17 protein-coding genes and 1 pseudogene are annotated in these 26,057 nt (G+C 64.8%); 10 read left to right on the top strand and 8 right to left on the bottom strand.

Annotation, left to right across the window (positions count from 1 at the left end):
- The first annotated feature begins 64 nt into the window (after positions 1-64).
- The gene (locus tag ACVWZM_RS02760; RefSeq protein WP_456851761.1) at positions 65-2,020 is read left to right on the top strand and encodes a copper amine oxidase; all 1,956 of its coding nucleotides are present in this window, start codon (positions 65-67) and stop codon (positions 2,018-2,020) included.
- On the top strand, positions 2,017-2,334 hold the full coding sequence (locus tag ACVWZM_RS02755; protein WP_076826167.1) for a hypothetical protein: 318 nt from the start codon (positions 2,017-2,019) through the stop codon (positions 2,332-2,334). The genes ACVWZM_RS02760 and ACVWZM_RS02755 overlap by 4 nt, the downstream gene beginning before the upstream one ends.
- Here ACVWZM_RS02755 and ACVWZM_RS02750 read toward each other — a convergent pair.
- The 3 genes from ACVWZM_RS02750 to ACVWZM_RS02740 all read right to left on the bottom strand — a co-directional run bounded on the left by ACVWZM_RS02750 (position 2,320) and on the right by ACVWZM_RS02740 (position 5,716).
- Complete coding sequence (locus ACVWZM_RS02750) at positions 2,320-3,672, bottom strand: aminotransferase class III-fold pyridoxal phosphate-dependent enzyme (protein ID WP_076826168.1); 1,353 nt, start codon at positions 3,670-3,672, stop codon at positions 2,320-2,322. The genes ACVWZM_RS02755 and ACVWZM_RS02750 overlap by 15 nt on opposite strands.
- Positions 3,673-3,791: 119 nt before the next feature.
- Entirely contained in the window at positions 3,792-4,457 is a 666-nt protein-coding gene (locus ACVWZM_RS02745; protein ID WP_456835211.1) for an HAD family hydrolase, read from the bottom strand.
- The gene (locus ACVWZM_RS02740; protein WP_076826172.1) at positions 4,454-5,716 is read right to left on the bottom strand and encodes a Tm-1-like ATP-binding domain-containing protein; all 1,263 of its coding nucleotides are present in this window, start codon (positions 5,714-5,716) and stop codon (positions 4,454-4,456) included. Before ACVWZM_RS02740 ends, ACVWZM_RS02745 begins: the two co-directional genes overlap by 4 nt.
- A gap of 217 nt (positions 5,717-5,933) precedes the next feature.
- Between ACVWZM_RS02740 and ACVWZM_RS02735 the strand changes: the two genes are divergently transcribed.
- From ACVWZM_RS02735 to ACVWZM_RS02720, 4 genes are read left to right on the top strand one after another with little or no spacing between them, the layout of a single operon-like run.
- Positions 5,934-7,418: an aldehyde dehydrogenase gene (locus ACVWZM_RS02735; protein ID WP_456814237.1), complete on the top strand. Its 1,485-nt coding sequence runs from the start codon at positions 5,934-5,936 to the stop codon at positions 7,416-7,418.
- Positions 7,415-8,803, top strand: a complete 1,389-nt coding sequence (locus ACVWZM_RS02730; RefSeq protein WP_456851759.1) for a transaminase — start codon at positions 7,415-7,417, stop codon at positions 8,801-8,803. The genes ACVWZM_RS02735 and ACVWZM_RS02730 overlap by 4 nt, the downstream gene beginning before the upstream one ends.
- Positions 8,803-9,600: an SDR family oxidoreductase gene (locus ACVWZM_RS02725; RefSeq protein WP_456851757.1), complete on the top strand. Its 798-nt coding sequence runs from the start codon at positions 8,803-8,805 to the stop codon at positions 9,598-9,600. The genes ACVWZM_RS02730 and ACVWZM_RS02725 overlap by 1 nt, the downstream gene beginning before the upstream one ends.
- Positions 9,601-9,653: 53 nt before the next feature.
- Positions 9,654-10,424, top strand: coding sequence for an SDR family NAD(P)-dependent oxidoreductase (locus tag ACVWZM_RS02720; protein WP_456851755.1), 771 nt, complete (start codon positions 9,654-9,656; stop codon positions 10,422-10,424).
- Positions 10,425-10,566: 142 nt separating this feature from the next.
- Here ACVWZM_RS02720 and ACVWZM_RS02715 read toward each other — a convergent pair.
- Together ACVWZM_RS02715 and ACVWZM_RS02710 are read right to left on the bottom strand one after the other, a co-directional pair.
- Positions 10,567-11,652: pseudogene (locus tag ACVWZM_RS02715) on the bottom strand (ISNCY family transposase); the annotation flags it as partial.
- On the bottom strand, positions 11,643-11,960 hold the full coding sequence (locus tag ACVWZM_RS02710; RefSeq protein WP_456851753.1) for a helix-turn-helix domain-containing protein: 318 nt from the start codon (positions 11,958-11,960) through the stop codon (positions 11,643-11,645). The pseudogene ACVWZM_RS02715 and the gene ACVWZM_RS02710, both read right to left, overlap by 10 nt.
- 115 nt (positions 11,961-12,075) lie before the next feature.
- Between ACVWZM_RS02710 and ACVWZM_RS02705 the strand changes: the two genes are divergently transcribed.
- Positions 12,076-12,339, top strand: coding sequence for a hypothetical protein (locus tag ACVWZM_RS02705; RefSeq protein WP_018270873.1), 264 nt, complete (start codon positions 12,076-12,078; stop codon positions 12,337-12,339).
- Between the two features lie 62 nt (positions 12,340-12,401).
- Here the strand turns inward: ACVWZM_RS02705 and ACVWZM_RS02700 are convergent, their stop codons facing one another.
- Positions 12,402-12,776 (bottom strand): hypothetical protein, encoded by a 375-nt coding sequence (locus tag ACVWZM_RS02700; RefSeq protein ID WP_141339930.1) that lies wholly within the window; start codon positions 12,774-12,776, stop codon positions 12,402-12,404.
- Positions 12,777-13,105: 329 nt separating this feature from the next.
- On the opposite strand from ACVWZM_RS02700, the gene ACVWZM_RS02695 reads away from it, so the two are divergent.
- Entirely contained in the window at positions 13,106-13,690 is a 585-nt protein-coding gene (locus ACVWZM_RS02695) for a DUF3617 family protein (RefSeq protein WP_057017070.1), read from the top strand.
- A gap of 258 nt (positions 13,691-13,948) precedes the next feature.
- Entirely contained in the window at positions 13,949-14,503 is a 555-nt protein-coding gene (locus ACVWZM_RS02690; RefSeq protein ID WP_456851751.1) for a DUF3617 domain-containing protein, read from the top strand.
- A gap of 44 nt (positions 14,504-14,547) precedes the next feature.
- Here the strand turns inward: ACVWZM_RS02690 and ACVWZM_RS02685 are convergent, their stop codons facing one another.
- The gene (locus ACVWZM_RS02685) at positions 14,548-14,988 is read right to left on the bottom strand and encodes a hypothetical protein (RefSeq protein WP_233443129.1); all 441 of its coding nucleotides are present in this window, start codon (positions 14,986-14,988) and stop codon (positions 14,548-14,550) included.
- Positions 14,989-15,225: 237 nt separating this feature from the next.
- Here ACVWZM_RS02685 and ACVWZM_RS02680 point away from each other — a divergent pair, with 237 nt between their 5' ends.
- Positions 15,226-24,903, top strand: a complete 9,678-nt coding sequence (locus ACVWZM_RS02680) for a DUF5801 repeats-in-toxin domain-containing protein (protein ID WP_456851748.1) — start codon at positions 15,226-15,228, stop codon at positions 24,901-24,903.
- Positions 24,904-24,987: 84 nt separating this feature from the next.
- Here the strand turns inward: ACVWZM_RS02680 and ACVWZM_RS02675 are convergent, their stop codons facing one another.
- Positions 24,988-26,001, bottom strand: coding sequence for a transglutaminase-like cysteine peptidase (locus ACVWZM_RS02675; protein WP_168859129.1), 1,014 nt, complete (start codon positions 25,999-26,001; stop codon positions 24,988-24,990).
- Between the last annotated feature and the right edge of the window lie 56 nt (positions 26,002-26,057).

The raw sequence follows: 26,057 nt of genomic DNA, 5'->3' as shown, positions 1-26,057 counted from the left end.
GGCGGAATGGCTCTGATATCCCGGCATGGCGTGTGGGCAGTGGCCGGTCTGATGGTCGCGACCATTGGCGGCGCCGCTGCCGGCGCAGGCCGAGCGGCGGATGTGGCCGCAAGCGGCCGCAACGCACCCGATGGACGGGCTCACCACCGACGAAATCCGCTCGGTCTCCGATATCCTGCGCGGCGCCGGCAAGCTCGACGATTCGGCGCGGGTCGTCTCGATGTCGGTCGAGGAGGATCCCAAGGACGAGGTACGGGCGTGGAAGCCCGGACAGCCCTTCACGCGGCGGGCCAGCGCGACGCTGCTGAGCGGCGCGCATCTCTACGAGGCCCATGTCGATCTCGCCGCGCGCAGCCTGCTCGGCTGGCAGGAAGTCAGGGATCACGAGGCTGCGCTGACCATCGATGAGCTGATCTCCGCCGGCGACCTGCCGAAGCAGGACCCGCGCTGGATCGCCGCGATGGCCAAGCGCGGCATCACCGATTTCCGCAACGTCATGTGTCTGCCGCTGACGGTCGGTCCGGTGAGCGACCCGGTCCTGAAAGGCCGCCGCCTGCTCAACGTTCCCTGTGTCGACACCACGGGCGCCGCCAACAATCTCTGGGGCAAGCCGATCGAGAACCTGTTCGCTCAGGTCGATCTCAAGAGCAAAACGGTGCTGTCGGTGACCGATCTCGGCGTGGTGCCGCCACCGCCGCAGACGCCCTCGCACGCCTATGCCGACTCCGGAACATATCGCAAGCCACCGAAGCCGATCGAAATCACCGCGCCTGAAGGCAGCAACGTGAAGGTGGAGGGCGGCCAGGTCCACTGGGACAACTGGTTGTTCCATGTCCGTCTCGAGCCGCGCGTCGGCGCCGTGCTGTCGCTGATCCGCTACGACGACCACGGCACGCTTCGCGACATCGCCTACCAGATTTCGGCGAGCGAGATGTTCGTGCCCTATATGGATCCGGCGCCGACCTGGTCGTTCCGCGCCTATATGGACATCGGTGAGTATGGCTTTGGCGTGCTCTCCAGCGAATTGCAGCGCGGCGCGGATTGTCCCGAAGGCGCGCATTATCTCGACCTGACGATCTCGGATACCAAGGGTGCGCCGGTCGTTTCCAAGGGCGCGGTCTGCATCTTCGAGCGCCCGACCGGCGATCCGATCTGGCGCCACAGCGAGCTGATCAACAACACCGCCGAGGTGCGGCCGAACAACGAGCTGGTGGTGCGGATGGCGCCGGTGGTCGGCAATTACGACTATCTGGTGGACTACGTGTTCGACCGTGCCGGCAATATCGATGTGCGGCTCGGTGCCTACGGCATCGATGCGACCAAGGGCGTCGCGAGCAAGACACTGAGCGACCCGACGGCGGCGCAAGATACCGCCTTTGGGACGCTGGTCGACGAACGGCTGCTCGCGGTCAATCACGATCACTACATGACGTTCCGGATCGACATGGACGTCGACGGCACCTCGAACCGGCTGGTCGAGGATCGCTTCAATGTCCGCAGGCTGGAGCAGGGTCAGCGCAAGAGCCTCTGGCAGGTCGACACCAGGCCGGTTGCGACCGAAGGGCCGATCACCATGCCGCTGAACGCGGCACAGTTCAGGATCGAGAGCACAGGCAAGACCAACAGCCGCGGCTATCGCACGAGCTATCAGCTGATGCCCGGTCACTCCGACGTCTCGCTGCTCGCCAAGGACGATCCGATCCAGCTGCGCGCGGGTTTCAGCGCCTACACGCTATGGACCTCGGCCTACGCCAAGGACGAGCGCTACGCCGCGGGCATGTATCCGAACGGAAACCCCGAGGTCGACGGCCTGCCGAAATGGACGGCGGCGAAGCGGCCGATCGAGGACCGCGACCTCGTGCTGTGGTACACGGTCGGCTTCCGCCACGTGCCGCGCGCCGAGGATTGGCCGGTTATGCCCGGCCTGTGGCATGGCTTCCGGCTGCGTCCGTTCAACTTCTTCGATCGCAATCCCGCGCTCGACGTGCCGCCGATGGTGAATGCCAGGGAGACGAAATGAGCGGCCGCGCGCATCGCATCGGAGCGGTGGCCGGCGCGCTGCTGGCGCTATTGGCGACCGGACCGGTCGCGCGTGGCGTGGCGGCTGAAAGCAGCGTTGACGATGCGTCCTTGCTCTATCTGAGCAGCAACGATTGGGAGCGCCAATCCGAGCCGCGCAAGGTCGCGCTGGCGGCCGATTTCATGCGCATCTTCTGCACCGACCAGAGTATGTCGGCCGCGTCGCTGGCCGATTGCCTCGACCGCGACAAGGCGGATGGCGCGCTGTTTGAGCGCGCCATGGCTTGCGTCAGCGTGCTGTCAACCGGCCGCTGAGAGGCCGGCGTCGATTCCTTCGGCGATCCGCCGCACGTCGGCCGACGTCAGGATCAGGGGCGGGGACAGGATCAGGTTGTTGCCGGAGACGCGCAGCATCACCCCGGCCTCGTAGGCCGCATCGGCGACCTTCGCCATCGTCTTCTTGTCGGCGGCCTTCTTGCTGTCGCGATCGGCGACCAGCTCGAGTGCGGCCATCAAACCCTTGCCTCTGACGTCGCCGACCAGCGCGTGCTTCGCCTTGAGCGCGGCAAGTGCCCGCGCAAGGTCCTCGCCGCGTGCGGCGGCATTCTCGTCCAGCTTGAGGCGGCGGGTCTCGGCGAGCGCCGCAAGGCCCGCGGCGCAGCCGACCGGATGGCCGGAATAGGTGTAGCCGTGGCCGATCGAGCCGAACGTGGTCGTGTCGGCCTCGAAAGCTTCCGCAACCTGCTCGCCGATCAGCGTCGCGCCGAGTGGGAAATAGCCCGAGGTGATCGCCTTGGCCATCGTCATCATGTCGGGTTTCACGCCCCAGAGCCGCGAACCCGACCATGCGCCGGTGCGCCCGAAACCGGTGACGACCTCGTCCGCGATCATCAGGATGCCGTGACGGTTGCAGATCTCACGGGCCAGCTTCATGAAGCTGTCCGGCGGCACGATCACGCCGCCGGCCCCGAGCACCGGCTCCATGATGAGGGCCGCGATGGTGTCGGCGCCCTGGAACGCGATCTCCTCTTCCATCGTCGCCCCGCACAGCTGCGCGAGTTTTGCGGGATCGGTCTCGTTGAAGGGATTGCGATAGGTCGACGGCGCGGGGATATGGAACACGCCGGGCAGCATCGGCTCGTAGTTGCGGCGGAAATTGGCGTTGCCGTTGACGGAGGCACCGCCGAAATGGGTGCCGTGATAGCCCTTCTTCAACGCCAGGAACTTGGTGCGATCAGCCTGGCCCTTGATCTTCCAGTATTGCCGCGCGAGCCGTAGCGCGGTCTCGACTGAGTCCGATCCGCCCGAGGTGAAGAAAGCGCGCACCATGCCTTCCGGCTTGAACCATTCGGTGAGCTCGTAGGCGAGCTCGATCGAGGGGCCGGATGAGGTGCCGCGGAAGCCCGAATAATACGGCAGCGCGCTGAGCTGGTCCGCGATCGCCTGCTTGATCGGATCGCAGCTGTAGCCGAGATTGACATTCCACAATCCACCGACCGCATCGATCACGGTCTTGCCGTCGATATCGGTGACTTCGACGCCTTCGCCCTTCATCACGATCCGCGGCGGCTGCGCCCGCATCTCGGCGGGATGAGCCATCGGGTGCCAGATCGGCTTGGCGTTGTTCTCAACCAGGAAGTTTCTGTCGCGCATGATCGTTCCCTGTCCGGTTGGAGCCTTTTTCGTTCCGATGGAATCGGGACCGAGCTCCAGATTCTGGTCTTGACGCGTTTTCTTCACGCGAACCGGTACCCGCTTCGCTCGAAAGCGCTTTAGTCGAACTGCAGCCCGAAATGCCGCAGCGCCTCGCTGTAGGACGTGGCAGGATTGCGCACATCGAACAGCACCGTGCGCATGTTGCATGCGGCGGCGCCTGCGATGTTGCGGCGCTGGTCGTCGACGAAGACGCAATTGTCTGCCTCCAGCGCCAGTTCGTCCAGCACGCTTTGATAAGCGCGGGGGTCGGGCTTCAGGATGCCGGTATGCGTGGCATCGACGATGGTATCGAAGCGCTTGAGGATGGAGAGGCGGCTGCGGAAATCGGTGCCGTAAAACAGGTCGAGCTCGTTCGAGAGGATAGCGAGCCGGAACCCGGCATCGGCGGCGAGGGTGATCGCGCGCGCTGCCTCAGGGCGGATCACGGTGTCGGGATCGGCGCCGCGCGCGCGTTTCACGAAGGTCTCCATGTCGCGCCAGTCCTCGCCGACCAAGCGCCCGACCTCGCGGCTGCGGGTCAGCCAGTAGTCGCGTTCCGAAATCTCGCCGAGCTGCATGCTCGTCCAGAGCGGATCGCTGTCGGGCGCGAACGGTCCGAGCCATTTCAGTGTGCAGGGGGCGAGTCCGAGCGTGCGCTCGGTCAGGTCGTGGGTCTCGAACAATGTCTTCGAGATTACCCCGCCGAAGTCGAGCACCAGCGCCTGGGCAAGCGGCCTCCTCATGCGGCAACCGTGGTGCGGCCGCGAGGAACAATGCCGGCAGCGACCCATCGGTCGAAGACGCCGAGCACCGTTTCGTTGAATGCGGCGCTGTTGATGTGATCCGTGATCTCGTGCAGCTCGACCGGCGCCTTGATCGCCGATCGCATGGCGTCGACGAAGGCGGCGAGAGCGTCAGGATCGTGCAACGCTTCGCCTTCGCGATCCCATTGCTGGATGCCGCCGGCGGGCAGCACGAAGGCAACGGGAGCGTTGGCCTGGGACAGTTTCCCGGCAATCGCGCGGGCGATCCGTTGGCGATCGGTGGATCCCGACGTTGCCGACGCAAGCAGCCGGTTATGCGCGTGGAATGGACGATCCGACAGCTCGCTCGGAACCCCAAGCCATGCCGGGAAGTCGACCATGTCGATCGCCCCCGGCGCGACGATCTGTGGAATGCCGGCTCTGCCCGCATTCTCCAGCCTGTCAGCGCCGGAATTGACCACCGAGCCGGTGAGCTGGTTGGCGACCTCCTGCAGGCTGAGGTCCAGCACCGCGGCAAAGCCGCCTTGCGCGGCGATCGATTCCATCGCGCGGCCGCCCATGCCGGTGGTGTGGAAGACGACCACCTCGTAGCCGCGCCGCTCGAGCTGCGGCTTGAGCTCGACCATATAGCGTAGGCAGCTCTTGCCGAGCGAGGTGATCGCAACGACCGGCCGGTCCTTGCGCGGCCTGATTGCGCTTCTGGCGGCGCCGACGATCGCGCCGCAGGCTTGCGACAGCACGGCGGTGCAGGTGCCGTTGAGGCCGTAGAGACCGCCGGCCCACAGGATCATCATCAGATCGGCGGCGACGCGCTCGGGCGGGATCAGATGTGAGAAGGCGACGGTCGAGACGATCAGCTTCGGCAGGCCGAGCGGCAGCGCCTGCGCGACGTCGAGCGCAAGGTCGGTGCCCATCGTGCCACCGATCGCGATCACGCCGTCGATGGTATCGCGCTCCGCGAGCGCGCGCGCCAGATTGGCGGCGCCAACCGCCATCAGTGACATCGCGGAATTCTCGTCGCCGCTCGATGCGATCGCCTCGATCGTGGTCTGTGCGGCGGCCGCCACCGCGTGCTTGTCATGTGCCGCCTGGTACGGCGGATCGCCGAGCACGCTGATGTCCATCATGATGGTTCGGCCACCGGCGCGGGCGATGCACTCGCTCATGAACAGCAGTTCGTCGGCCTTGGTGTCTCCCGTTCCGATCAGGAGAATGCGGGGCTGCGTCATCTCAGGCATGACCTTCGGCTCGCCGGCAGGCGTAAGGGATGGTGACAACCGGTTTGGATAACGCAGGCGGAGCGCTCGGCCATCGTGCGATCACGCTATTGGGGCGTGCCTTGCCGTGACATCCACCTATCGGTTGATTGCTGCCAAAGCCTTGATTTGGCGAGGATTGCGCGGTGCCAGCGGTCTCGCTCGGAAGCCGCCTTTGTCATCGTCATAATTGTCTCGCATGCAGCAAGCCCAGATCGATCGACTACGCGCGGCCATCATTCCGGCCCAGCAGCTCTTCATCGGCGGCCGGCCGACACCGGCGATCAGCGAGGCACGGCTTGATGTCGTGTCGCCGATCGACGGCAAGGTATTGACCAGCATAGCTGACGGCGACGTGGCCGATGTCGACGCCGCGGTCAGACATGCGCGGCAGGCATTCGATCAGGGCAGCTGGTCGCGCGCCGCGCCGGCGCAACGCAAGAAGGTGTTGCTTCGGTTCGCCGATCTCATCGAGCGGCACGCGCTCGAGATTGCGGTGCTCGGCGTGCGCGACAACGGCACCGAGATCAGCATGGCCTACAAGGCCGAGCCGCTCTCGGCCGCCGGCACCATCCGGTACTACGCCGAGGCGATCGACAAGGTCTATGGCGAGATCGCGCCGACCTCAGGCGATGTGCTCGGGCTCGTGCATCGCGAGCCGCTTGGTGTCGTCGGCGTGATCGTGCCGTGGAATTTCCCGCTGATGATCGGAGCGTGGAAGATCGGCCCGGCGCTCGCCGCCGGAAATTCGGTCGTGGTCAAGCCGCCGGAGCTTGCCTCGCTGACGCTGTTGCGGTTTGCCGAGCTCGCGACCGAGGCGGGGTTGCCCGACGGCGTGCTCAACGTCGTCACCGGCCGCGGCGCATCGGCCGGCGAGGCGCTTGCGCTGCACATGGATGTCGATGTGCTTGCCTTCACCGGCTCGGGTGCGGTGGGCCGTCGTCTCCTGGAATGCTCGGCGCGATCGAACTTGAAGCGCGTCCATCTGGAGCTTGGCGGCAAGTCGCCCAACATCGTGTTCGCCGATGTGCCTGACATCAAGCATGCGGCCAAGGTCTCCGCGAGCGGGATCTTCCGAAACTCCGGCCAGGTCTGCGTGGCCGGATCGCGGCTCTTGGTGCAGTCCTCGATCTATGATCGCTTCATGGCCGAACTGCGCGACGCCACCGCGAAGCTCCGCGTCGGCGATCCCCTCGAACTGACCTCGGATATCGGCGCCATCGCGAGCAAGCCGCAGTTGCGCAAGAACCTGGATGCCGTTGCCGGCGCGGAAGCGCAGGGCGCGACGCGGCTGATCGGCGGCGAGCAGATCCGCGTCGAGAGCGGCGGCAATTTCATGGCGCCCGCGATCCTCACCGACGTGACGCCGTCGATGCAGGTCTGGCGCGATGAGGTGTTCGGCCCGGTGCTGGCAGTGACGCGGTTCGAGGGCGAGGAAGATGCCACAGCGCTCGCCAATGCGACCCCCTATGGACTTGCGTCGGCGGTGTGGACCGCAAGTCTGTCGACGGCGCATCGTATGGTGCGCGCCATCAAGGCCGGCGTCGTGCACGTCAACGCCTATGGCGGCGCCAACATCACGGTGCCGCTCGGCGGCTTCAAGCAATCCGGCTTCGGACGCGACAAGTCACTGCACGCCCTCGACGCCTATACCGACCTCAAGACCGCCTGGATCGCGCTATGACAGCTGCAACTGCCGAACGCACGGGCGTTCTGAACCGATTGCTCGATGCCGAGCAGGAGCGCTTTCGCGCGCTGCACCCGCGCTCGGCCGCGGCCTGGCAGGAGGGAAGGCAGCATTATCTTTATGGCGGCCCGTCGCACTGGATGCGGCGCTGGGCCGGCGGCTTCCCTGTCTATGCCGAGGAGGCGCAGGGCGCGCATATCAGGGATATCGACGGACGCGACTACATCGATTTCTGCCTTGGCGACACCGGCGGCATGTGTGGGCACGCGCCCGAGGCGGTGACCGAGGCGGCGCTCGCTCAGCTCAAGCGTGGCGCGACCATGATGCTGCCGACGGAAGACAGTATCTGGGTCGGCGCTGAGCTGTCGCGGCGCTTCGGCCCGAAATACTGGACGCTGACGACGTCGGCGACCGACGCCAACCGTGCCGCGATCCGCATCTCGCGCATGATCACCGGCCGGCGCAAGGTGCTGGTGTTCTCCGGCTGCTATCATGGCGGCGTCGAGGAGGCGCATGTCGAGATCCGCGACGGCCGGGTCGGCCTGCGCAACATGATCCATCCCAACGGCATCGATCATGATGCGGTGAGCAGGGTCGTCGAGTTCAACGATGTCGCGGGCCTTGAGGCGGCACTTGCCCATGGCGACGTCGCCTGCGTGCTGACCGAGCCGCTGATGACAAATTTCGGCATGATCCCGGTCGATCCCGGTTTTCACCAAGCGTTGCGGGAGCTGACGCGCCGCGCCGGCACCGTCCTCATTATCGACGAGACCCACACGCTGTCCTGCGGGCCGGGTGGCTACACGAAGAGCCATGGACTCGAGCCCGACATCTTCGTCGCGGGCAAGGCGATCGCGGGCGGCATCCCTGCCGGCGTATTCGGTCTCAGCCAGGAGATCGCCGAGCGGCTCTGGAAACTCGTTCCCCACGTCAATCCGCGCGAGCGGCAGTCGGCGCATCTTGGATTCGGCGGCACGCTTGCCGGCAACGCGCTGACGGTCGCGACCATGCGCGCGGTGCTGGAGAAGGTGCTGACCTCTGCGAATTACGAGCGGATGATCGGAACCGCGACCTGGCTTGCGCAGGAAGCGCGCCGGCCGATCGCGGCGGCCGGTCTGCCCTGGCACGTCACGCAGATCGGCGCGCGCGCCGAGATCATGTTCATGCCGCAGCCGCCACGCAGCGGCGCCGACGTCATTGCCGGCCGGCAACCCGATCTCGAGACCCTGCTGCATGCGTTCTACATCAACGAGGGCATTCTGGTGACCCCGTTCCACACCATGCTGCTGATGTGTCCGGCGACGTCCGCGCGCGACGTCGACACACACACGGCGGTGTTGGCGCGGTTCATCGACTTGCTGCGCGGCGCAGGAGCGATCTGATGCAGGTGCCTCCGTTCAATCTTGACGGCCGCATCGCCATCGTCACCGGCGGGGGCAGGGGGATCGGCGCCGCCATCGTGAGACGGCTCGCGGAGGCCGGCGCGACCGTGGTGATCGCCAACCGGACGCTTGATGTGGCCGAGGCGCTGGCGCGCGAACTGACGGCCGATGGACGGGCGGCGCATTGCGTTCCGTTCGACAGGCTCGATCGGGGCAGCTTGCGGGCGCTGGTTGACGGTGTGGCCGCGAGATACGGCCGGCTCGATATCGTCGTGCACAATGCCGGCGGCTGTCCGTGGTCATCGCTTGAGGAGCTCGATGAAGCCAAGCTCGAGGACACGCTGGCGCTTAACCTCAACGCCAGCATCTGGCTCGCACAGGCCGCAATTCCGCACATGCGTGCCGTCAGGTTCGGGCGCATCCTCGTGACATCCTCGGTCTCCGCGCGCGTCGCGATGGGCGGCGGCGCGCATTACTCGGCGGCGAAAGCCGGCGTCAACGCATTCATCCGCGGCGCCGCCTTCGAGCTCGCGCGCGACGGCATCACGGTCAACGGCGTCGAGGCCGGCTTCATCGAAAAGCCGGGCCGCGGCACCATGAGCGCGCCGGAGAACAAGGCGAAGCTCGAGCGCTTCATTCCGATGGGGCACATGGGCAGCGCCGACGACATCGCTTGCGCGATGCTCTACCTCGCCTCCACCGAGGCCAAATACGTCACCGGGCAGACCATCGTCGTCGATGGCGGCTCGACGCTGCCGGAGACCGGATTTGCCGTCGAACGGCAGTGGGGAGTCTAGATGAGCATGGTCTTTTCGGAAAACCGGTTTCCACTTTTCCCGATCATGCCCTGATGCCGCGGCTCGACGGAAAGACGGCGCTGGTGACCGGCGCAGCCACGGGGATCGGCCGGGCGACGGCGGCGCTGCTGGCGTTGAGCGGCGCGCGCGTCGTGCTGTTCGGGCTCGGTGAGGCAGAGCTCCAGACCGCCGCGGCGGAGTGCGGAGGGCAGGCGGTCCATGGCGACGTCACGCGTCCGGACGACATCGCCAACGCCGTCGCCGCCTGCGGGGCGTGGCTCGACATCGTGGTCAACGCCGCAGGTCTGATCGTGCCGGATCAGCCCGCCAGCGTCTCCGACGAGGTCTGGGTCAGGACGCTCGATGTCAACCTCACGGGGACCATGCGGGTCTGCCGGGCATCGCTGCCGCTGCTCCGGCAGCGCGGCGGCGCGATCGTGAACGTCGCCTCGGTTGCCGCGTTCAATGCCAGCCCGGACAGCGCAAGCTACGCCGCCAGCAAGGCGGCCGTCGTCGCCTATACGCGCTCGCTGGCCTATGCGCACGGCGCCGACGGCATCCGCGCCAATGCGGTGGCGCCGGGCTGGGTGCGCACGCCGATGAGCGCCCATGAAATGCAGCTGCTTGCGGACCAGAATGGCACCACGCCCGATGCCGAGATTCGCGGCGTCGAACGACGCATTGCCCTGGGACGGATGGCCGAGCCTGCCGAGATCGCCGCGTGCTGCCTGTTCCTGGCCTCCGACGAGGCGTCCTTCGTGACGGGCGCAGTGCTGGTCGCCGATGGCGGCGGCCGCGCGCCGACGCAGAATCGCGCGGTGTAGGCGGCCGGTTGGCGTCTCGGGGCAGGCGGCCGCCACCTGTCCGTAGCGGGTGAAGATGTCGTGTTTTTGTAGCTCGTGATCTGTCGCCTTCGTTTCTGATTTGCAGGGGAGCCGGAAGGCGGGGACGGCTTTCCCTGATTGATCATGCCACGGCTGTTGTGGCGGTTTTAGCCCTGTGGGTGAGTTTCTTTGTTCGACTTGAAGCCCGTTTCTCCGTCCCGACCCGCGCTTTCTCGACGGCGGCGCGCGCAGGAGCGGTCAAGGACGCGCGCTTGCGCGCCCGCCAGGGCTTGTCCTTGACGGCTCCGAGCACGCCGCCAGGCTGAAGCGCGTCGGGGCTGATCTGCTGTCCGTTGGCGCTAAACATCGCCAACCGATGCGGTCCAAGGAACACGCTGACGGTGCCATCGGGATACTCATGGAGCCGCACCACAGCCTTGACGAAGTGAGGCCTGAGCCGGCTCTGCGGCAGCTGCAGCCGCCGACCGTTCCATGCAACGGTATTATCGTTGGCGACGGTTCGCTCCTCGATCACGCACAGCGCCTCGCGCCAGGCCTCATGCCGATCGGCCACGAATGCCGTGCCTTCCTGTTCGGGCTTGATCGCAAACGCGGCGTTGTGCCCGGGGATGTAATGCGCCTTCAGCCACGCGTTGGCAGCCTCAACCGTCGTGATCCCGGCAAGCCGCAGCTCCTTCGGCAGCCGATCCTGCAAGGTGCCGAACACCCGCTCGGAACGCCCGCGCGCCTGCGGCGAATAGGCTGCGATATGCTCGATCCCAAGATGCGACAAAGCCCGTCCCACCTGGGTTTGTTGCGTCTTCGAGACCTTCTCGCCAGCTTTTGGGGTCAGGAAATAATGGCTGCCGCGGTCGGTGTAGAGCGCGCAGAACAGGCCATGCTCGCCAATCACTTCGCGCAAGGCCTGGAAGGTCGAGGCCGTTCCTTCTTCCTCGACCAGCACCATCGAGTAGATCTCGCTGGTCGCATCGTCCATCGTGACGATCAGGTCCCTCGCGGGCAGGCCTTCGATCCAAACGTGGCGCGATCCGTCCTGGTGCAGCAGCATGCCCCGAAGCGGCCGCCGCGGCCGCTTCTTGCGGTGCGCCGAACGCTTCGGAGCCTTCCGCACCAGCCCCGCCGCGTGCAGCGCCAGCTTCGTCACCGTATAGCCCAGCACATAGTCGTGCCGCTTTTGCATCTGCTCGTGGAAGTGCTTCACCGTGAAGTCCGCGTACTGTCCCGGTACAGCGCAAGCATCCGTTCCAGCTCCTCCTCCGGCGCCCGCCGTGGCGAACGACGCCCCAGCCGGCGGTCGACAAGCCCGTCGTCGCCCTCCGCCTCATAGCGCTCCGCCCAGCGTTGAAACGTCCGAACACTATCCCAAGAACCTCCGATGCTGCCTCCTGCGTCAGTTCCTTCGCCTCCGTCCGATCCAGCAAATCTGAAAACCGCATCCGTCGTACACCCTCGTGAATGGATGCCGTGCCCATCGTGCCCCCCTTGTTCCGGAGCACCGAAAACACGACACTTCACGAGCTACAAACAGGCGACAGATCACGAGCTACTGACAGGCAGGCGGCCGCCACCTTGATAACGACCGGCGGATTTGGCACTCTCGCGCGGTCACGTCATTCGATCGAGGGGCGTTATGAACAAGTCATTTTCTGTGATCATTGCCGCGGCCGCTTCAATCGTCGTTCTGTCTTCGACGGCGGCGCGATGCGGCGACTACTATCCGTTTGGCGATCCGCCGTACCGGCTGGACTACGTGCAAGAGCCCCAGATCGTATCGGGCTGCTGGAAATGGAATTGGCAGCTGTACCAGTGGCAGGACTACTGCCCGGTCTACGTCAATCCGAAGGCATATATGTTCTCGCGCTCGTCGCGCGCCGTGCTCCGCACCAAGGGGTGAGGAGAGTTCGGCTGCTTGAGGTGCTCTGCGTCGCGCCCGTTGCAGCGACGCAGAGCGCGCACTCATGAATGCGCGATGGTGCACGCCACCTGGTGGCGCTTGCCGAAGTTGAGCAGCGCGTTTTCCCGGAAGCCGTCCAGCCAGACGCCGCGGCCCGCATAGCGATAGCCGACGCCCATCGGAACGTGCCGTACATGGATGCCGCCACGGCCGGTGAGCAGGGAGGCCGTGACCACTTCGCCCTCGACCGACACAGCGCGCGGGCACAGCGGATATTGATGGCCGTTCTCGCAGGTGAAGACGATCTCGGTGCAGGTGCCGACCGGTGCTTTTGTGACCAGGCCAAGGTCCGCTGCCGCCGCCGGCCCGGAGCTGCCGAACGACGTTGCACCCAACGCCAAAATGCCTGCGACCGTGTAGCCAAACCGAATACGCATCAGTGCCCCCTCGTCCAGCGATAGGCTAAGTAATTGAAGAAAATATCTCGCGCTAAATGAGCAAAAAAAACCTCTGAGGTCAAACCTCTCTGCCCAATGCGGTGCGGGGGAGATCGGCCGGCGCCATCGCGAATGGCGTGTCAGGTGTTGCAAGTTTGCTGCAGTAAGTCTGAATTCGGCTGCAAGCTGCCCGGTAGCGTTAATGCGCCTTTACTGGCCACAATTCGCCCTGCAAGTGGTGTGATGTATTGAGTCGTATTCCGGAGATTGCTTCAATGCGCTGACCGGATCGCATCACGAACGCATTCGGACGGACATCGGGGGTGGGAATGGACTTCCGTGGTGGCATTGCACGTTCGCTACTGACTCTGATGATTGTCTCATTGCCTGCGCTGGCAGCTCATGCGCAGACTCAAGCTCCTCAACCGGCGAACGCCCGGGCAGCGGCGGCGCAGCCGGCTCAGGGCGATCAAGCCTTTTCTGGCCCGAGCTTCCGCAAAGGTCTGTGGCGCTTCGTGCGAACGCTCGATGTGGTCAGGACCGCCAACAAGAACTTCAAGTATCGGGTGGTCAACGCGGAGACGACGCGCTGCGTCGACCCGACCCACGCCATGAAGGCGACCTTTGCCTCGGGATCGATCGGAAGCTGCGTCTCGGACAAGCCCGAGAAGGTCGGTAATCAATACACCTTCGGGCACCGCTGCGATTACATGGGGACGGTCAGCACCGTCATCACCGTGCGTAGCGACGAGGCCTATACCGAGCTGAACGAGATCAGCACCGGTGAGCATCCCCGGACCGACACGGTCGTCGCGACAAGGATCGGCGACTGCGACGACGGTAGCGCGGCCAAGATTGAGGCCAAGTCTGAGGCCAAGACTGACAAGTCCGCTGCGGCGGCTTTGCAGCACTAGCTGGCAATCAGACGGCGGACGAGGCGTCCATTCGTCCCTCTACGGAGCAGACGCTGCGCTTCCTGTCGCGCCGAAGCTGCCCCGGCCTGAAGCAACCGGGCATTCACCGTGTTTGGCGCAAGAGCTCGTGAGAGCGTCGAGGAAAGCCCAAGCATTTACGGGGTCTTAACACGAAATGCTCCTGAATGATGTGAGGTTGGACGTGCTTCAAGCGAAGTCACGCGATCCGCGTCAATCGGCCGGTTAGGGATTCAATAAATGACATCGTGTGAGGGCTTCGCCCCGTCGAAGATCTTCGCATCCGCGCTTGGCGTCGTGACCGCGCTTTCCGTGTTCGTGCTCGCCTCCCCGAGCGCCATGGCGGAGGAGGGATTCAGCGGGCCGACCTTCCGAAAGGGAATGTGGCGCTTCGTGCGGACGCTGGAAATCGCCACGTCCTCGAACGTCCGGCAAACGCTGCTCGAGCGCGAAATGACGCGCTGTGTCGATCCAACCCAGGCGATGAAGGCGACCTTCTCATCTCCGTCCGTTGGAAATTGCCACTCTTCGCGGCCGGAGAAGATCAACAACAAATACGTCTTCTCCAACCGCTGCGACTATCTCGGGCCGGTCAGCACCGTCATCACGGTTCTCAGCGACGAGGCCTATACCGAGGTCAACAAGACCAATGTTGGTCAGGCGCCGCGGACCGACCGGGTGGTTGCCCGCCGAATCAGCGATTGCCACGAGGATAGAGCTTCGCTCAGGCAGCCGGCCTCCGCACCGAGCGAGGTGTCGTTGCAGCTGGACGAAGCCGAGGGCGAGCCGCTGTAAGGCGATTGGTCGGCGCGCGGGCCTCAGATCGCCGGCAACGCCCATCAGATCTTCTGCTGCCCGCCTGGTGCACTCACCTTGACGGTGATCTTCTGAATTTCGGTTCGACCGCCCTGGTACTTGACCTCGATGGTCAGCGCGTCATCGCCGAGAAATTCCGGCGGCGCCTTGTAGAAGGCGACATAGGCCGGCACCTCGAGCGCCAGGCAGGCCTTGTAATTGGTGGCCTTCGCCTTCGCCGACTTCACCACAACCTTTCCGGCAGCCGGCGCGGCGACTAGGCGGATGGTCGGCAGCGGGCCCGACGTGCAATCAGGTAACACGTTGAGATAGAGGCCAATCTGGGTGTCCCGGTTGGCCAGGGCGCGAACCTGGCGCTCGACCGTGGTCTCCTGGGGGACAGGTTGTGCGGGGGCTTGCGCGGCCGCCGCGCCGAAACATCCCCAAATCAGGACAGCGGCACACGCCTGAAGAATCACCCGCATCGACTGCTGCTCCAAATCGCCGGGAAGGACGAACGGGGCCGGGGAAATACTGCCTTTGGCCAAGTTAATCCGGCTAAGCCGTTGTTCTTTCAGCTTCGACCTGTCCGATCTTTACCACACTTCCACGGAAAGCATTGATTAACCAAATACATTTCTTGACCGCGGGGAGGGTTAACAATAGCCTAAAACTAAATTTTTCTACAACTTTTCCTCTAATCGCATTTTGCGGAGTTGATAATGCAGGGTTCGTTTCAGGTCGCTCAGGCAACCGGCACCGGCAATTCCACCAATTCGGCTCCCGTACGAATTTACAAGCTGACCAAGCCGCTGACCGATCAGGCGGTGGTCGTCAATCTTGGATACGACCAGAAGGTGAAGGTCGACTTTTCGTCGATCGCCAATGAAAAGATCACGCTGGTTCACGTCGGCGAAAAGCTGATAATCCTGTTCGACAACCAGTCGACCGTCACGGTTGAGCCGTTCTTCGACTCCCGTGCGGATGGACTGAAGAATGTCACGATCGAGATGGCGCCGGGGCGCGAGGTCTCGGTCCAGGAGTTCGCGACCCTTTTTCCGATCAGCACGGACGCCTCCGTGTTGCCGGCGGCCGACAATGGCGGCAACTCGAACGGCAACGCGCAGGCGAGCGGCGCGAATTTCAGTCCGTTCGCGATTGATCCGTTAGCTCCTGTGCCGACCAACGTGTTGGCGCCGCAGGAAGAGTTGCCGAACCTCGTGACCCCTGTGCCGCCGACCGGCTTCGTGCTGGGCATTGCTCCGCCTCCGACCATTTCCGGCAACCCCCTGTCGGCGCTGATTGTCGACGAGAGCTTCCTGACCGCGGCCACCAACCATGGTGTCGCCGGTTCGGGGCTCGGACCCGCAGGGGCAACGGTCGCGTCTGTGCAGGTGTCGTTCAACGTCACGGTACCGGGCGGCCAGCAGTTGCTGACCTATGCGCTGTCGGTCACGACCCCGAACGAAGATTCCGGTCTGATCGATTCGGCGACCGGTCAGCACGTTCTGCTGACGGTCAACGCGGCCGGCGTCGTGGAAGGGCGCACGGCGATCAGTGGCGATCTGGTCCTCACGGTCTCGGTTGACGCCGCGGGTCATGTGACGCTGACCGATCTGCGCGCGGTTCATGAGGCAACACCGGGCAACTTCAATGAAGGGATCACGCTGGCATCGGGTCTGATCACGCTGACCGCCACCGTGACTGACAACAACAATCAGTCGGCAAGTGCGAGCGTCGATGTCGGCTCGCATCTGACGATCCTTGACGATGGTCCGGTGGCGGGCACGGTGACCGGCGCGACCGACACGCTGGTGCTGGACGAAACGCGTCCTGTCGGCAGCGACACCGCGGGCGGCACGACGCCGACCGGCCTCGCCAGCGTGACGGCTGACTTCTCCAACAACTTCACCGGCGGCAGCTACGGCGCCGACGGCGCCGGCAGCACTGCCTACACGCTGCATCTCACCGGCACGAACGTGGCCTCGGGCCTCTATGCGCTGGATCCGACCGACACCAACCCGGCCCATTTCGGGCAGGGTGCGCAGATCGTGCTGAACCAGTCCGGTGACACCATCACCGGCTCGGCGAACGGCACGACCTACTTCACAATCACGATCAACGAGACGACCGGGATCGTGACCTTCACCCAGGTCAACAATATCTGGCATGCCGATCCGACCAACCCGGATGACGCGGCGACGTTGACCCTCTCCAGCGCCAGCCTGCTGCAGGTGGTGCAGACCATCACTGACGTGGACGGCGACAGCGTGGCAACGCCGATCAACCTCGGTGGCGGCGTGTTCACAATTCAGGACAGCGGTCCGACGGCCGGCACGGTGATCGAGAAGGAAGGGCCGGCGGAAACGCTGGTGCTGGACGAGTCGCGCCCGGTCGGCAGCGACACGCCGGGCGGCTTTGCGCCGAGCGGGCTTGCCAGCGTGACGGCGGACTTCTCCCACGACTTCACGTCCGGCAGCTACGGCAGCGACGGACCCGGCCATACGGCCTACGCGCTGAAGCTCACCGGCTCGAACGTGGCCTCGGGTCTCTACGCGCTGGATCCGACCGACACGACCACTGCTGACGGCGACGGTATCGGACAGGGCGCGCAGATCGTCCTCAACCAGTCCGGCAACACGATCACCGGCTCGGCCGGCGGGACGACGTATTTCACCATCACGATTGATCCGTCGACCGGGATCGTCACCTTCACGCAGTCGAACAACGTCTGGCATTCTGATCCGAAGAATCCGGACGATCCGGCAACGCTAACGCTGTCGAGCCCCAGCCTGCTGCAGGTGGTGCAGACCATCACCGACGCGGACGGCGACAGCGTGTCGACGCCGCTCGATGTCGGCACCCGTGTGTTCACGATCCAGGACAGCGGCCCGACCGCCGGCACGGTGACCGGCGCGACCGATACCCTGGTGCTGGACGAAACGCGTCCTGCCGGCAGCGACACCGCGGGCGGCACGGCGCCGACCGGCCTTGATTCCGTGACGGCAGACTTCTCCAACAACTTCACGCCCGGCAGCTATGGCAGCGACGGCCCGGGCCACACGACCTACACGCTGAACCTCGCCGGCGCGAATGTGACGTCCGGTCTGTACGCACTTGATGCGACCGATACGACCACCGCCGACGGCGACGGCATCGGGCAGGGTGCGCAGATTCTGCTGAACCAGGTCGGCAACACCATCACCGGCTCGGCTGGCGGCACCAATTACTTCACGATCACGATCGACCCCTCGACCGGGATCGTGACGTTCACCCAGCTCAACAACATCTGGCACTCCGATCCGACCAACCCGGATGACGCCGCGACGCTGACGCTGTCTGGCGCCAATCTGCTGCAGGTGGTGCAGACCATCGTCGATGCCGACGGCGACAGCGTGACGACGCCGCTCGATGTCGGCACCGGCGTGTTCACGATCCAGGACAGCGGCCCGAGCGCCGGCACGGTGATCGCGGCGGCGGATACGTTGGTGCTGGACGAAACCCGTCCTGTCGGCACCGACACTGCGGGCGGCGCCACGCCGACCGGCCTCGACACCGTCACGGCGGACTTCTCCAACAACTTCTCGGCCGGCAGCTACGGCAGCGACGGCGCGGGCAACACGGCCTACACGCTGAAGCTAACCGGCGTGAATGTGGCCTCCGGTCTCTATGCGCTCGATCCGACCGACACCGACCCGACCCACTTCGGCCAAGGTGCGCAGATCGTGCTGAACCAATCCGGTGACACCATCACCGGCTCGGTCGGCGGGACCACCTACTTCACGATCACGATCGACGAGACGACCGGGATCGTGACGTTCACCCAGCTCAACAACATCTGGCACGCCGATTCGACCAACCCGGATGACGCCGCGACGCTGACCCTGTCGGGCGCGAACCTGCTTCAGGTGGTGCAGACCATCACCGATGCGGACGGCGACAGCGTGTCGACGCCGCTCGATGTCGGCACCGGTGTGTTCACGATCCAGGACAGCGGCCCGACGGCGGGCACGGTGACAGGTCCGACCGACACCCTTGTGCTGGACGAGACGCGGCCTGTCGGCACCGACACCGCAGGCGGCACCGCGCCGACCGGCCTCGATACCGTGACGGCGGACTTCTCCAACAACTTCACCGGCGGCAATTATGGCAGCGACGGTGCGGGCAACACGGCCTACACGCTGAAGCTGACCGGCGCCAACGTCGCCTCCGGCCTTTATGCGCTGGATCCGACCGACACCGATCCGACCCATTTCGGGCAGGGTGCGCAGATTCTGCTGAACCAGGTCGGTGACACCATCACCGGCTCGGCTGGCGGCACCAACTACTTCACGATCACGATCGACGAGACGACCGGCATCGTGACGTTCACCCAGCTCAACAACATCTGGCATTCCGATCCGACCAACCCGGACGATTCTGCGACGCTGACGCTGTCGGCGGCCAACCTGCTGCAGGTGGTGCAGACCATCACCGATGCGGACGGCGACCACGTGTCGACGCCGCTCGATGTCGGCACCGGTGTGTTCACCATTCAGGACAGCGGCCCGACGGCGAGCGCGCTGTCCGGCGCAACGGACACGCTCGTGCTCGACGAGACGCGGCCTGCCGGCACCGACACCGCAGGCGGCACGGCGCCGACCGGCCTTGCCAGCGTCACGGCGGATTTCTCGAACGGCTTCGCCGGCGGCAGCTATGGCAGCGATGGCCCGGGCAATTCGGCCTACACGCTGAAGCTCACCGGCGCCAATGTCGCGTCCGGCCTGTATGCGCTGGATCCGACCGACACCGACCCGACCCATTTCGGGCAGGGTGCGCAAATTCTGCTGAATCAGGTCGGCAACACGATCACCGGCTCGGTCGGCGGCACCGATTACTTCACGATCGCTATCGATCCCTCGACCGGGATCGTGACCTTCACCCAGCTCAACAACATCTGGCACTCCGATCCGACCAACCCGGATGACGCCGCGACGCTGACGCTGTCGCGTCCGGAAATCCTGCAATTGGTGCAGACCATCACCGATGCCGACGGCGACAGCGTGACGACGTCGCTCAACCTCGGCTCCGGTGTGTTCACAATCCAGGACAGCGGCCCGACCGCCGGCACAGTGATCGCGGCGGCGGATACGTTGGTTCTGGACGAGACCCGTCCCGTCGGCACGGATACGGCGGGCGGCACGGCGCCGACCGGCCTCGACACCGTGACGGCAGACTTCTCGAACAACTTCTCAGCCGGCAGCTATGGCAGCGACGGTGCGGGCAACACGACCTACACGCTGAAGCTGACCGGTGCCAACGTGGCGTCCGGCCTCTTTGCGCTCGAAGCGACCGACACGACCACCGCCGACGGCGATGGCATCGGGCAGGGCGCGCAGATTCTGCTGAACCAGGTCGGCAACACCATCACCGGCTCGGTCGGCGGCACCGATTACTTCACGATCACGATCGACCCCTCGACCGGTATCGTCACCTTCACCCAGCTCAACAACATCTGGCATTCCGATCCGACCAATCCGGACGATTCTGCGACGCTGACGCTGTCGGCTGCCAATCTGCTGCAGGTGGTGCAGACCATCACCGACGCGGACGGCGACAGCGTGACAACGCCGCTCGACGTCGGCACCGGCGTGTTCACGATCCAGGATAGCGGCCCGACGGCGGGCACGGTGACAGGTCCGACCGACACTTTGGTGCTGGACGAGACCCGTCCTGTTGGCAGCGACACCGCAGGCGGCACGGCGCCGACCGGGCTCGATACCGTGACGGCGGACTTCTCCAACAACTTCACCGGCGGCAACTACGGCAGCGATGGTGCGGGCAACACGTCCTACACGCTGAAGCTGACCGGCGTGAACGTGGCCTCCGGCCTCTATGCGCTCGATCCGACCGACACCGACCCGACCCATTTCGGGCAGGGTACGCAGATCGTGCTCAACCAGGTCGGTGACACCATCACCGGCTCGGCGAACGGCACGACCTACTTCACGATCACGATCAACGAGACGACCGGGATCGTGACGTTCACCCAGGTCAACAATATCTGGCACTCCGATCCGACCAATCCGGACGATTCTGCGACGCTGACGCTGTCGGCGGCCAATCTGCTGCAGGTGGTGCAGACCATCACCGACGCGGACGGCGACAGCGTGACGACGCCGCTCGACGTCGGCACCGGTGTGTTCACGATCCAGGACAGCGGTCCGACCGCGGGCACGGTGACCGGCCCGACCGACACCTTGGTGCTGGACGAGACCCGTCCCACCGGAACGGATACTGCCGGCGGCACGGCGCCGACCGGGCTCGACACCGTGACGGCGGACTTCTCCAACAACTTCACCGCCGGCAGCTACGGTAGTGATGGTGCTGGGTCGACGACCTACACGCTGAAGCTGACCGGTGCGAACGTCGCCTCCGGCCTCTATGCGCTGGATCCGACCGACACCGACCCAACCCATTTCGGCCAAGGTACGCAGATCGTGCTCAACCAGGTCGGTGACACCATCACCGGCTCGGCGAACGGCACGACCTACTTCACGATCACGATCAACGAGACGACCGGGATCGTGACGTTCACCCAGGTCAACAATATCTGGCACTCCGATCCGACCAATCCGGACGATGCCGCGACGCTGACCCTGTCGGCCGCGAACCTGCTGCAGGTGGTGCAGACCATCACCGATGCGGACGGCGACAGCGTGACGACGCCGATCAACGTCGGCACCGGCGTGTTCACGATCCAGGACAGCGGTCCGACCGCGGGCACGGTAACCGGCCCGACCGACACCTTGGTGCTGGACGAGACCCGTCCCGTTGGCAGCGACACCGCAGGCGGCACAGCGCCGACCGGGCTCGACACCGTGACGGCGGACTTCTCCAATAACTTCACCGCCGGCAGCTACGGCAGCGATGGTGCTGGGTCGACGACCTGCACGCTGAAGCTGACGGGCTTGAACGTGGCCTCCGGCCTCTATGCGCTCGATCCGACCGACAAGACCGCCGGTGACGGCGACGGCATCGGACAGGGAACGCAGATCGTGCTCAACCAGGTCGGTGACACCATCACCGGCTCGGCGAACGGCACGACCTACTTCACGATCACCATCAATGAGACGACCGGGATCGTGACGTTCACGCAGGTCAACAACATCTGGCACTCCGATCCGAACAACCCGGACGATGCGGCGACGCTGACACTGACGCGCCCTGAGTTGCTGCAGGTGGTGCAGACCATCACGGATGCGGACGGCGACAGCGTGACGACACCGCTCAACCTCGGCACCGGCGTGTTCACGATCCAGGACAGCGGCCCGACGGCAGGTACGGTGACCGGTCCGACCGATACGCTCGTGCTGGACGAGACGCGTCCTGTCGGCAGTGACACCGCGGGCGGCACAGCGCCGACCGGGCTCGACACCGTGACGGCGGATTTCTCCAACAACTTCACCGGCGGCGGCTACGGCAGCGACGGTGCTGGCAGCACGACGTATACGCTGAAGCTCACCGGTGCGAACGTGGCCTCCGGCCTCTATGCGCTCGATCCGACCGACAAGACCGCCGGCGACGGCGATGGTATCGGACAGGGTGCGCAGATTCTGCTGAACCAGGTCGGCAACACCATCACCGGCTCGGTTGGCGGCACCAACTACTTCACGATCACGATCGATCCTTCGACCGGCATCGTGACCTTTGCTCAGCTTAACAATATCTGGCACTCCGATCCGACCAACCCGGACGATGCGGCGACGCTGACGCTGTCGGCTGCCAATCTGCTGCAGGTGGTGCAGACCATCACCGATGCGGACGGCGACAGCGTTTCGACGTCGCTGAACCTCGGCACCGGCGTGTTCACGATCCAGGACAGCGGTCCGACCGCCGGCACGGTGACCGGCCCGACCGACACGCTCGTGCTCGACGAGACGCGTCCTGTTGGCACCGACACCGCGGGCGGCACGGCGCCGAACGGGGTTGTTTCCGTGACGGCGAACTTCTCCGACAACTTCACCGGCGGTAGCTATGGCAGCGACGGTGCTGGTTCGACGACCTACACGCTGAAGCTGACGGGCTCGAACGTGGCCTCCGGCCTCTATGCGCTCGATGCGACCGACAAGACTGCCGGCGACGGCGATGCTATCGGACAGGGCGCACAAATCGTGCTCAACCAGTCCGGCAACACGATCACCGGTTCGGCGAACGGCACGACCTACTTTACGATCGCCATTGATCCCGCAACCGGAATCGTGACCTTCACCCAGGTCAACAACATCTGGCACTCCGATCCGAACAATCCGGACGATGCCGCGACGCTGACGCTCTCGAGCGCCAACCTGCTGCAGGTGGTGCAGACCATCGTCGATGCCGACGGCGACAGCGTGTCGACGCCGCTCGACCTCGGCACCGGCGTGTTCACAATCCAGGACAGCGGCCCGACGGCGCCGACAGCGACGGTCAGCGCAGCTACGATCGGCGTGGACGAGACGCCCGGCGTGCAGACCACCGGCGGCGCGAGCGACGTGCTCGGCTCCACTGCGATCACGTTCAACGGTGCCGCCAGCACTGTCGCCGCGCTGTTCAGCACGGTTGCGAACAAGGGCGTCGACACCGATGTGTCGGCAGCGTCGCTTGACAACGGCGCGCTCAGCTTTGCCTCGACGGGCGCGAGCAGCATCCTGACGGTGGCCGGGGGCAGCTTCGGCTCTGACGGCGCGGGGTCTACGACCTATGCGTTGAGCGTCCTCAGCGCTGCGTCAGGCCTGACATTGACGGATGGCACAGGGATCGAGCTGTCGCTGGATGCCAGCGGCCGGATCATCGGTACTGTGGGCAACGATGCCGCCAACCCCAGCCTGACGGGCCAAACGGCGTTCGCGATCGCCATCGATCCGATCACCGGTCAGCTCTATGTGGCGGACTATCTCTCGCTCCACCACAACAGCACCGCCAGTCCGAACGATCTGCTGACGATGACGGCCGGCAAGATCGGCGCGACGGTCACGTTGACGGACGCCGATGGCGATCATGTGACGGCCACCGCCGACATCAGCACTCATATCAGCTTCCTCGACGACGGCCCGAGTTTCGGCACGATCGAGCATGGAATCATTGCCGATTACGCGGGAATGTCCGTGCTAGGTAACCTACCCGTGTTCTCCGGCGCCGATGGTTTTGGCGCATATGACTTCACCTTGACTGGAAACACGGCGCCGGCCGGCCTGACGTTCAATGGCCAGGCCGTGCACTATTCCATCGACGCATTTGGACAGAATTTGACGGCCTATATCGGTGCGGCCCCATCGGCAGCGAATAATATCTTCACGCTGACTCTGGATGACACAACCGGTCACTACCTGTTCACATTGCTTCAGCCATTCACGGAGACAACGATCCAGAATGTCGGCAGTTCATCCGCCTTCGGCTCGGGACCCTCGCAAGAGCAGATTCTTTCCTCGAGCACCGATCAGCTGGCGGTTATTTCGGGCACGGCCTCCGGCGGTGCTCAAGGCAGCGTGAACGGATCGACCAATGGTTGGGGCGTCGGCAACAACAACTTCGATCCCAACGAAAAGCTGCTGTTTGACTTCACGGACGGCGCAAGCGCCAGCCCCGGCGGCAACGCGGGGTTCCATCCTCCAGCACACGAATCGGTCGCGAACTACACGTTCAGCGGTTACAAAGCCGGCGACGACATTCACTACGTCGTCTCCTATTGGGACGGAGTGCACGCCGCCTCGATCACATCGGTCTCCGGTGATTTCGATCCTTCCACCCACACCACGGTCGCCACCGAATGGTCGACGCCCACAGCGCCGGCCGGCCTGCAGCTCTACACTGTCCAGTTCACGGACGTGACAGGCAGCGGCAAGGTCGACCTGGTTGGCGTCGGAGTTTCGTCCACCACGAACGTCTCCGAGGATCTGAGCTTCAACGTGTCGACGATTGACGGTGACGGCGACACTGCGTCGAGCACTATCAGTATCAACATCAATGGCACCGCGACCCTGCTGGGCACGGCCGGCAATGATGTCATTGTCGCCGGACCAACCAACGAGACGCTCACTGGCAATGGTGGGGACGACAAGTTTGTTCTCAATCTCAGCGCCCACGATATCATCAGTGATTTCAACAGCGGTGATACGCTCCTTCTCGACGTGGCCGGTCTGAGCCTGCCGACGGGCGTTTCAAACGCCCTTACGGCTGGTCAATTCACGTCATCGGCAGTCACCGGCGGGACCGAGAACAACGCGAGCGCCTGGAACGAAAGCGCAAGCACGAACAAATTCTTCTTCAACAATACGACCCATGAGCTCTGGTACTCGGCAAATGGCACCGGCTCCGACAAGGTGGACCTCGCACATGTGAGCACCGGCTTGCCGGCGGCCACGAACGTTCATATTTTCTAGGCTAGGCTTGCAGCAAAATCGAAAATCCGCGGAGACCTCTCCGCGGATTTTTATTGATTGAATTGTCGCCTTTCTTGCGCGCAATCACATCAGCACGGGCAGGAAGCCCAAGAGCGGGCTTGCCGCGTCCAGCGCTTCCACGCCGGTCCATTCGGTCTCCGCGGCATTGGCGGCCGCCGGCGCCGCGTCGAGCTCATCGCCGAGCGGGAGCCGCTTGGCGTAAGGTGCCGCAAACAGCTGCACGCCGCGGTCGTTGATCGCGAACATCGGTGTGAAGTTGCCGAGCTCGCCGTCATCAATCAGTTCGGAGCGGCGGCTGTCCAGGATCAACCAATGGCCGTCCAGGCGCGCCGCCAGCACGGCATGATCCTGGCGGATGGCGCGATCGCGGCCCAGCACCAGGCGCAGATCCTCGCGCGGGAAGCCGGCTTCGCTGAGCGCGATGTATTTTGCGATCGCATAATCCTCGCAGTCGCCCTTGCCGGTCGCGAAGGTGGCGAGCGGCGCAGTCCAGCGGTCGGCCTCGCCGTGCTGGGCGAAGTCGCTGACATAGCGGATCGCCTGGTTGACGGCGCGGTTGGCCTCATCCAGCCGGTCGCGTCCGGCCTTGGACTTGACCGCGCCGATCAGACGAAGGAATTGCGCGGCCTGCGACGGGCAGGCGGCCGCGTTCTCGCGGCATTGCGCGAGAACGCTCTGCTCCTTTGCGAGATCGGATTCGAGGCCGCGCCATTTGCGCCACAGGCCGTTTTCCGGTGCGCGGAAGGTGAACAGGCCAAACGGCTCGGCGCCGACAGGCGGAAGCGGCTTTGCCGCAGGCACCGCGTCGGTCGCGGTGTTTGGCGGCGTGAGCGAGGCGGTGCGAATGGCGTTCGGACCCCGGCCGTGCTGCCGGTCGAGCTTGGCCAGGACGTCGGCGATGGTGAAGAAGGTGGCAGGCGGGCGGTTCGACGCGGCGTCCGCAGCGGGCGCGAGCTCGCCGGCGGGTTTTCCGAGAGTGAGCTCGTCCGCGGCAAACGCGGCAGGCATGGCGCAAAGACCTATTGTCAGTGCAGCCGCGGCCATGACCGCCGACGAAGCAAACTTCAGCGACTTCATATGACGTCCCCAATGTCGGGGACCGTCAACGTCTGTGCGTCGATCTGCGTCCCCGC

Source organism: Bradyrhizobium sp. USDA 4501, from assembly GCF_054062115.1.
The sequence above is the reverse complement of the archived record's forward strand: the minus strand, read 5'-3'. Positions and strand labels throughout refer to the sequence as shown.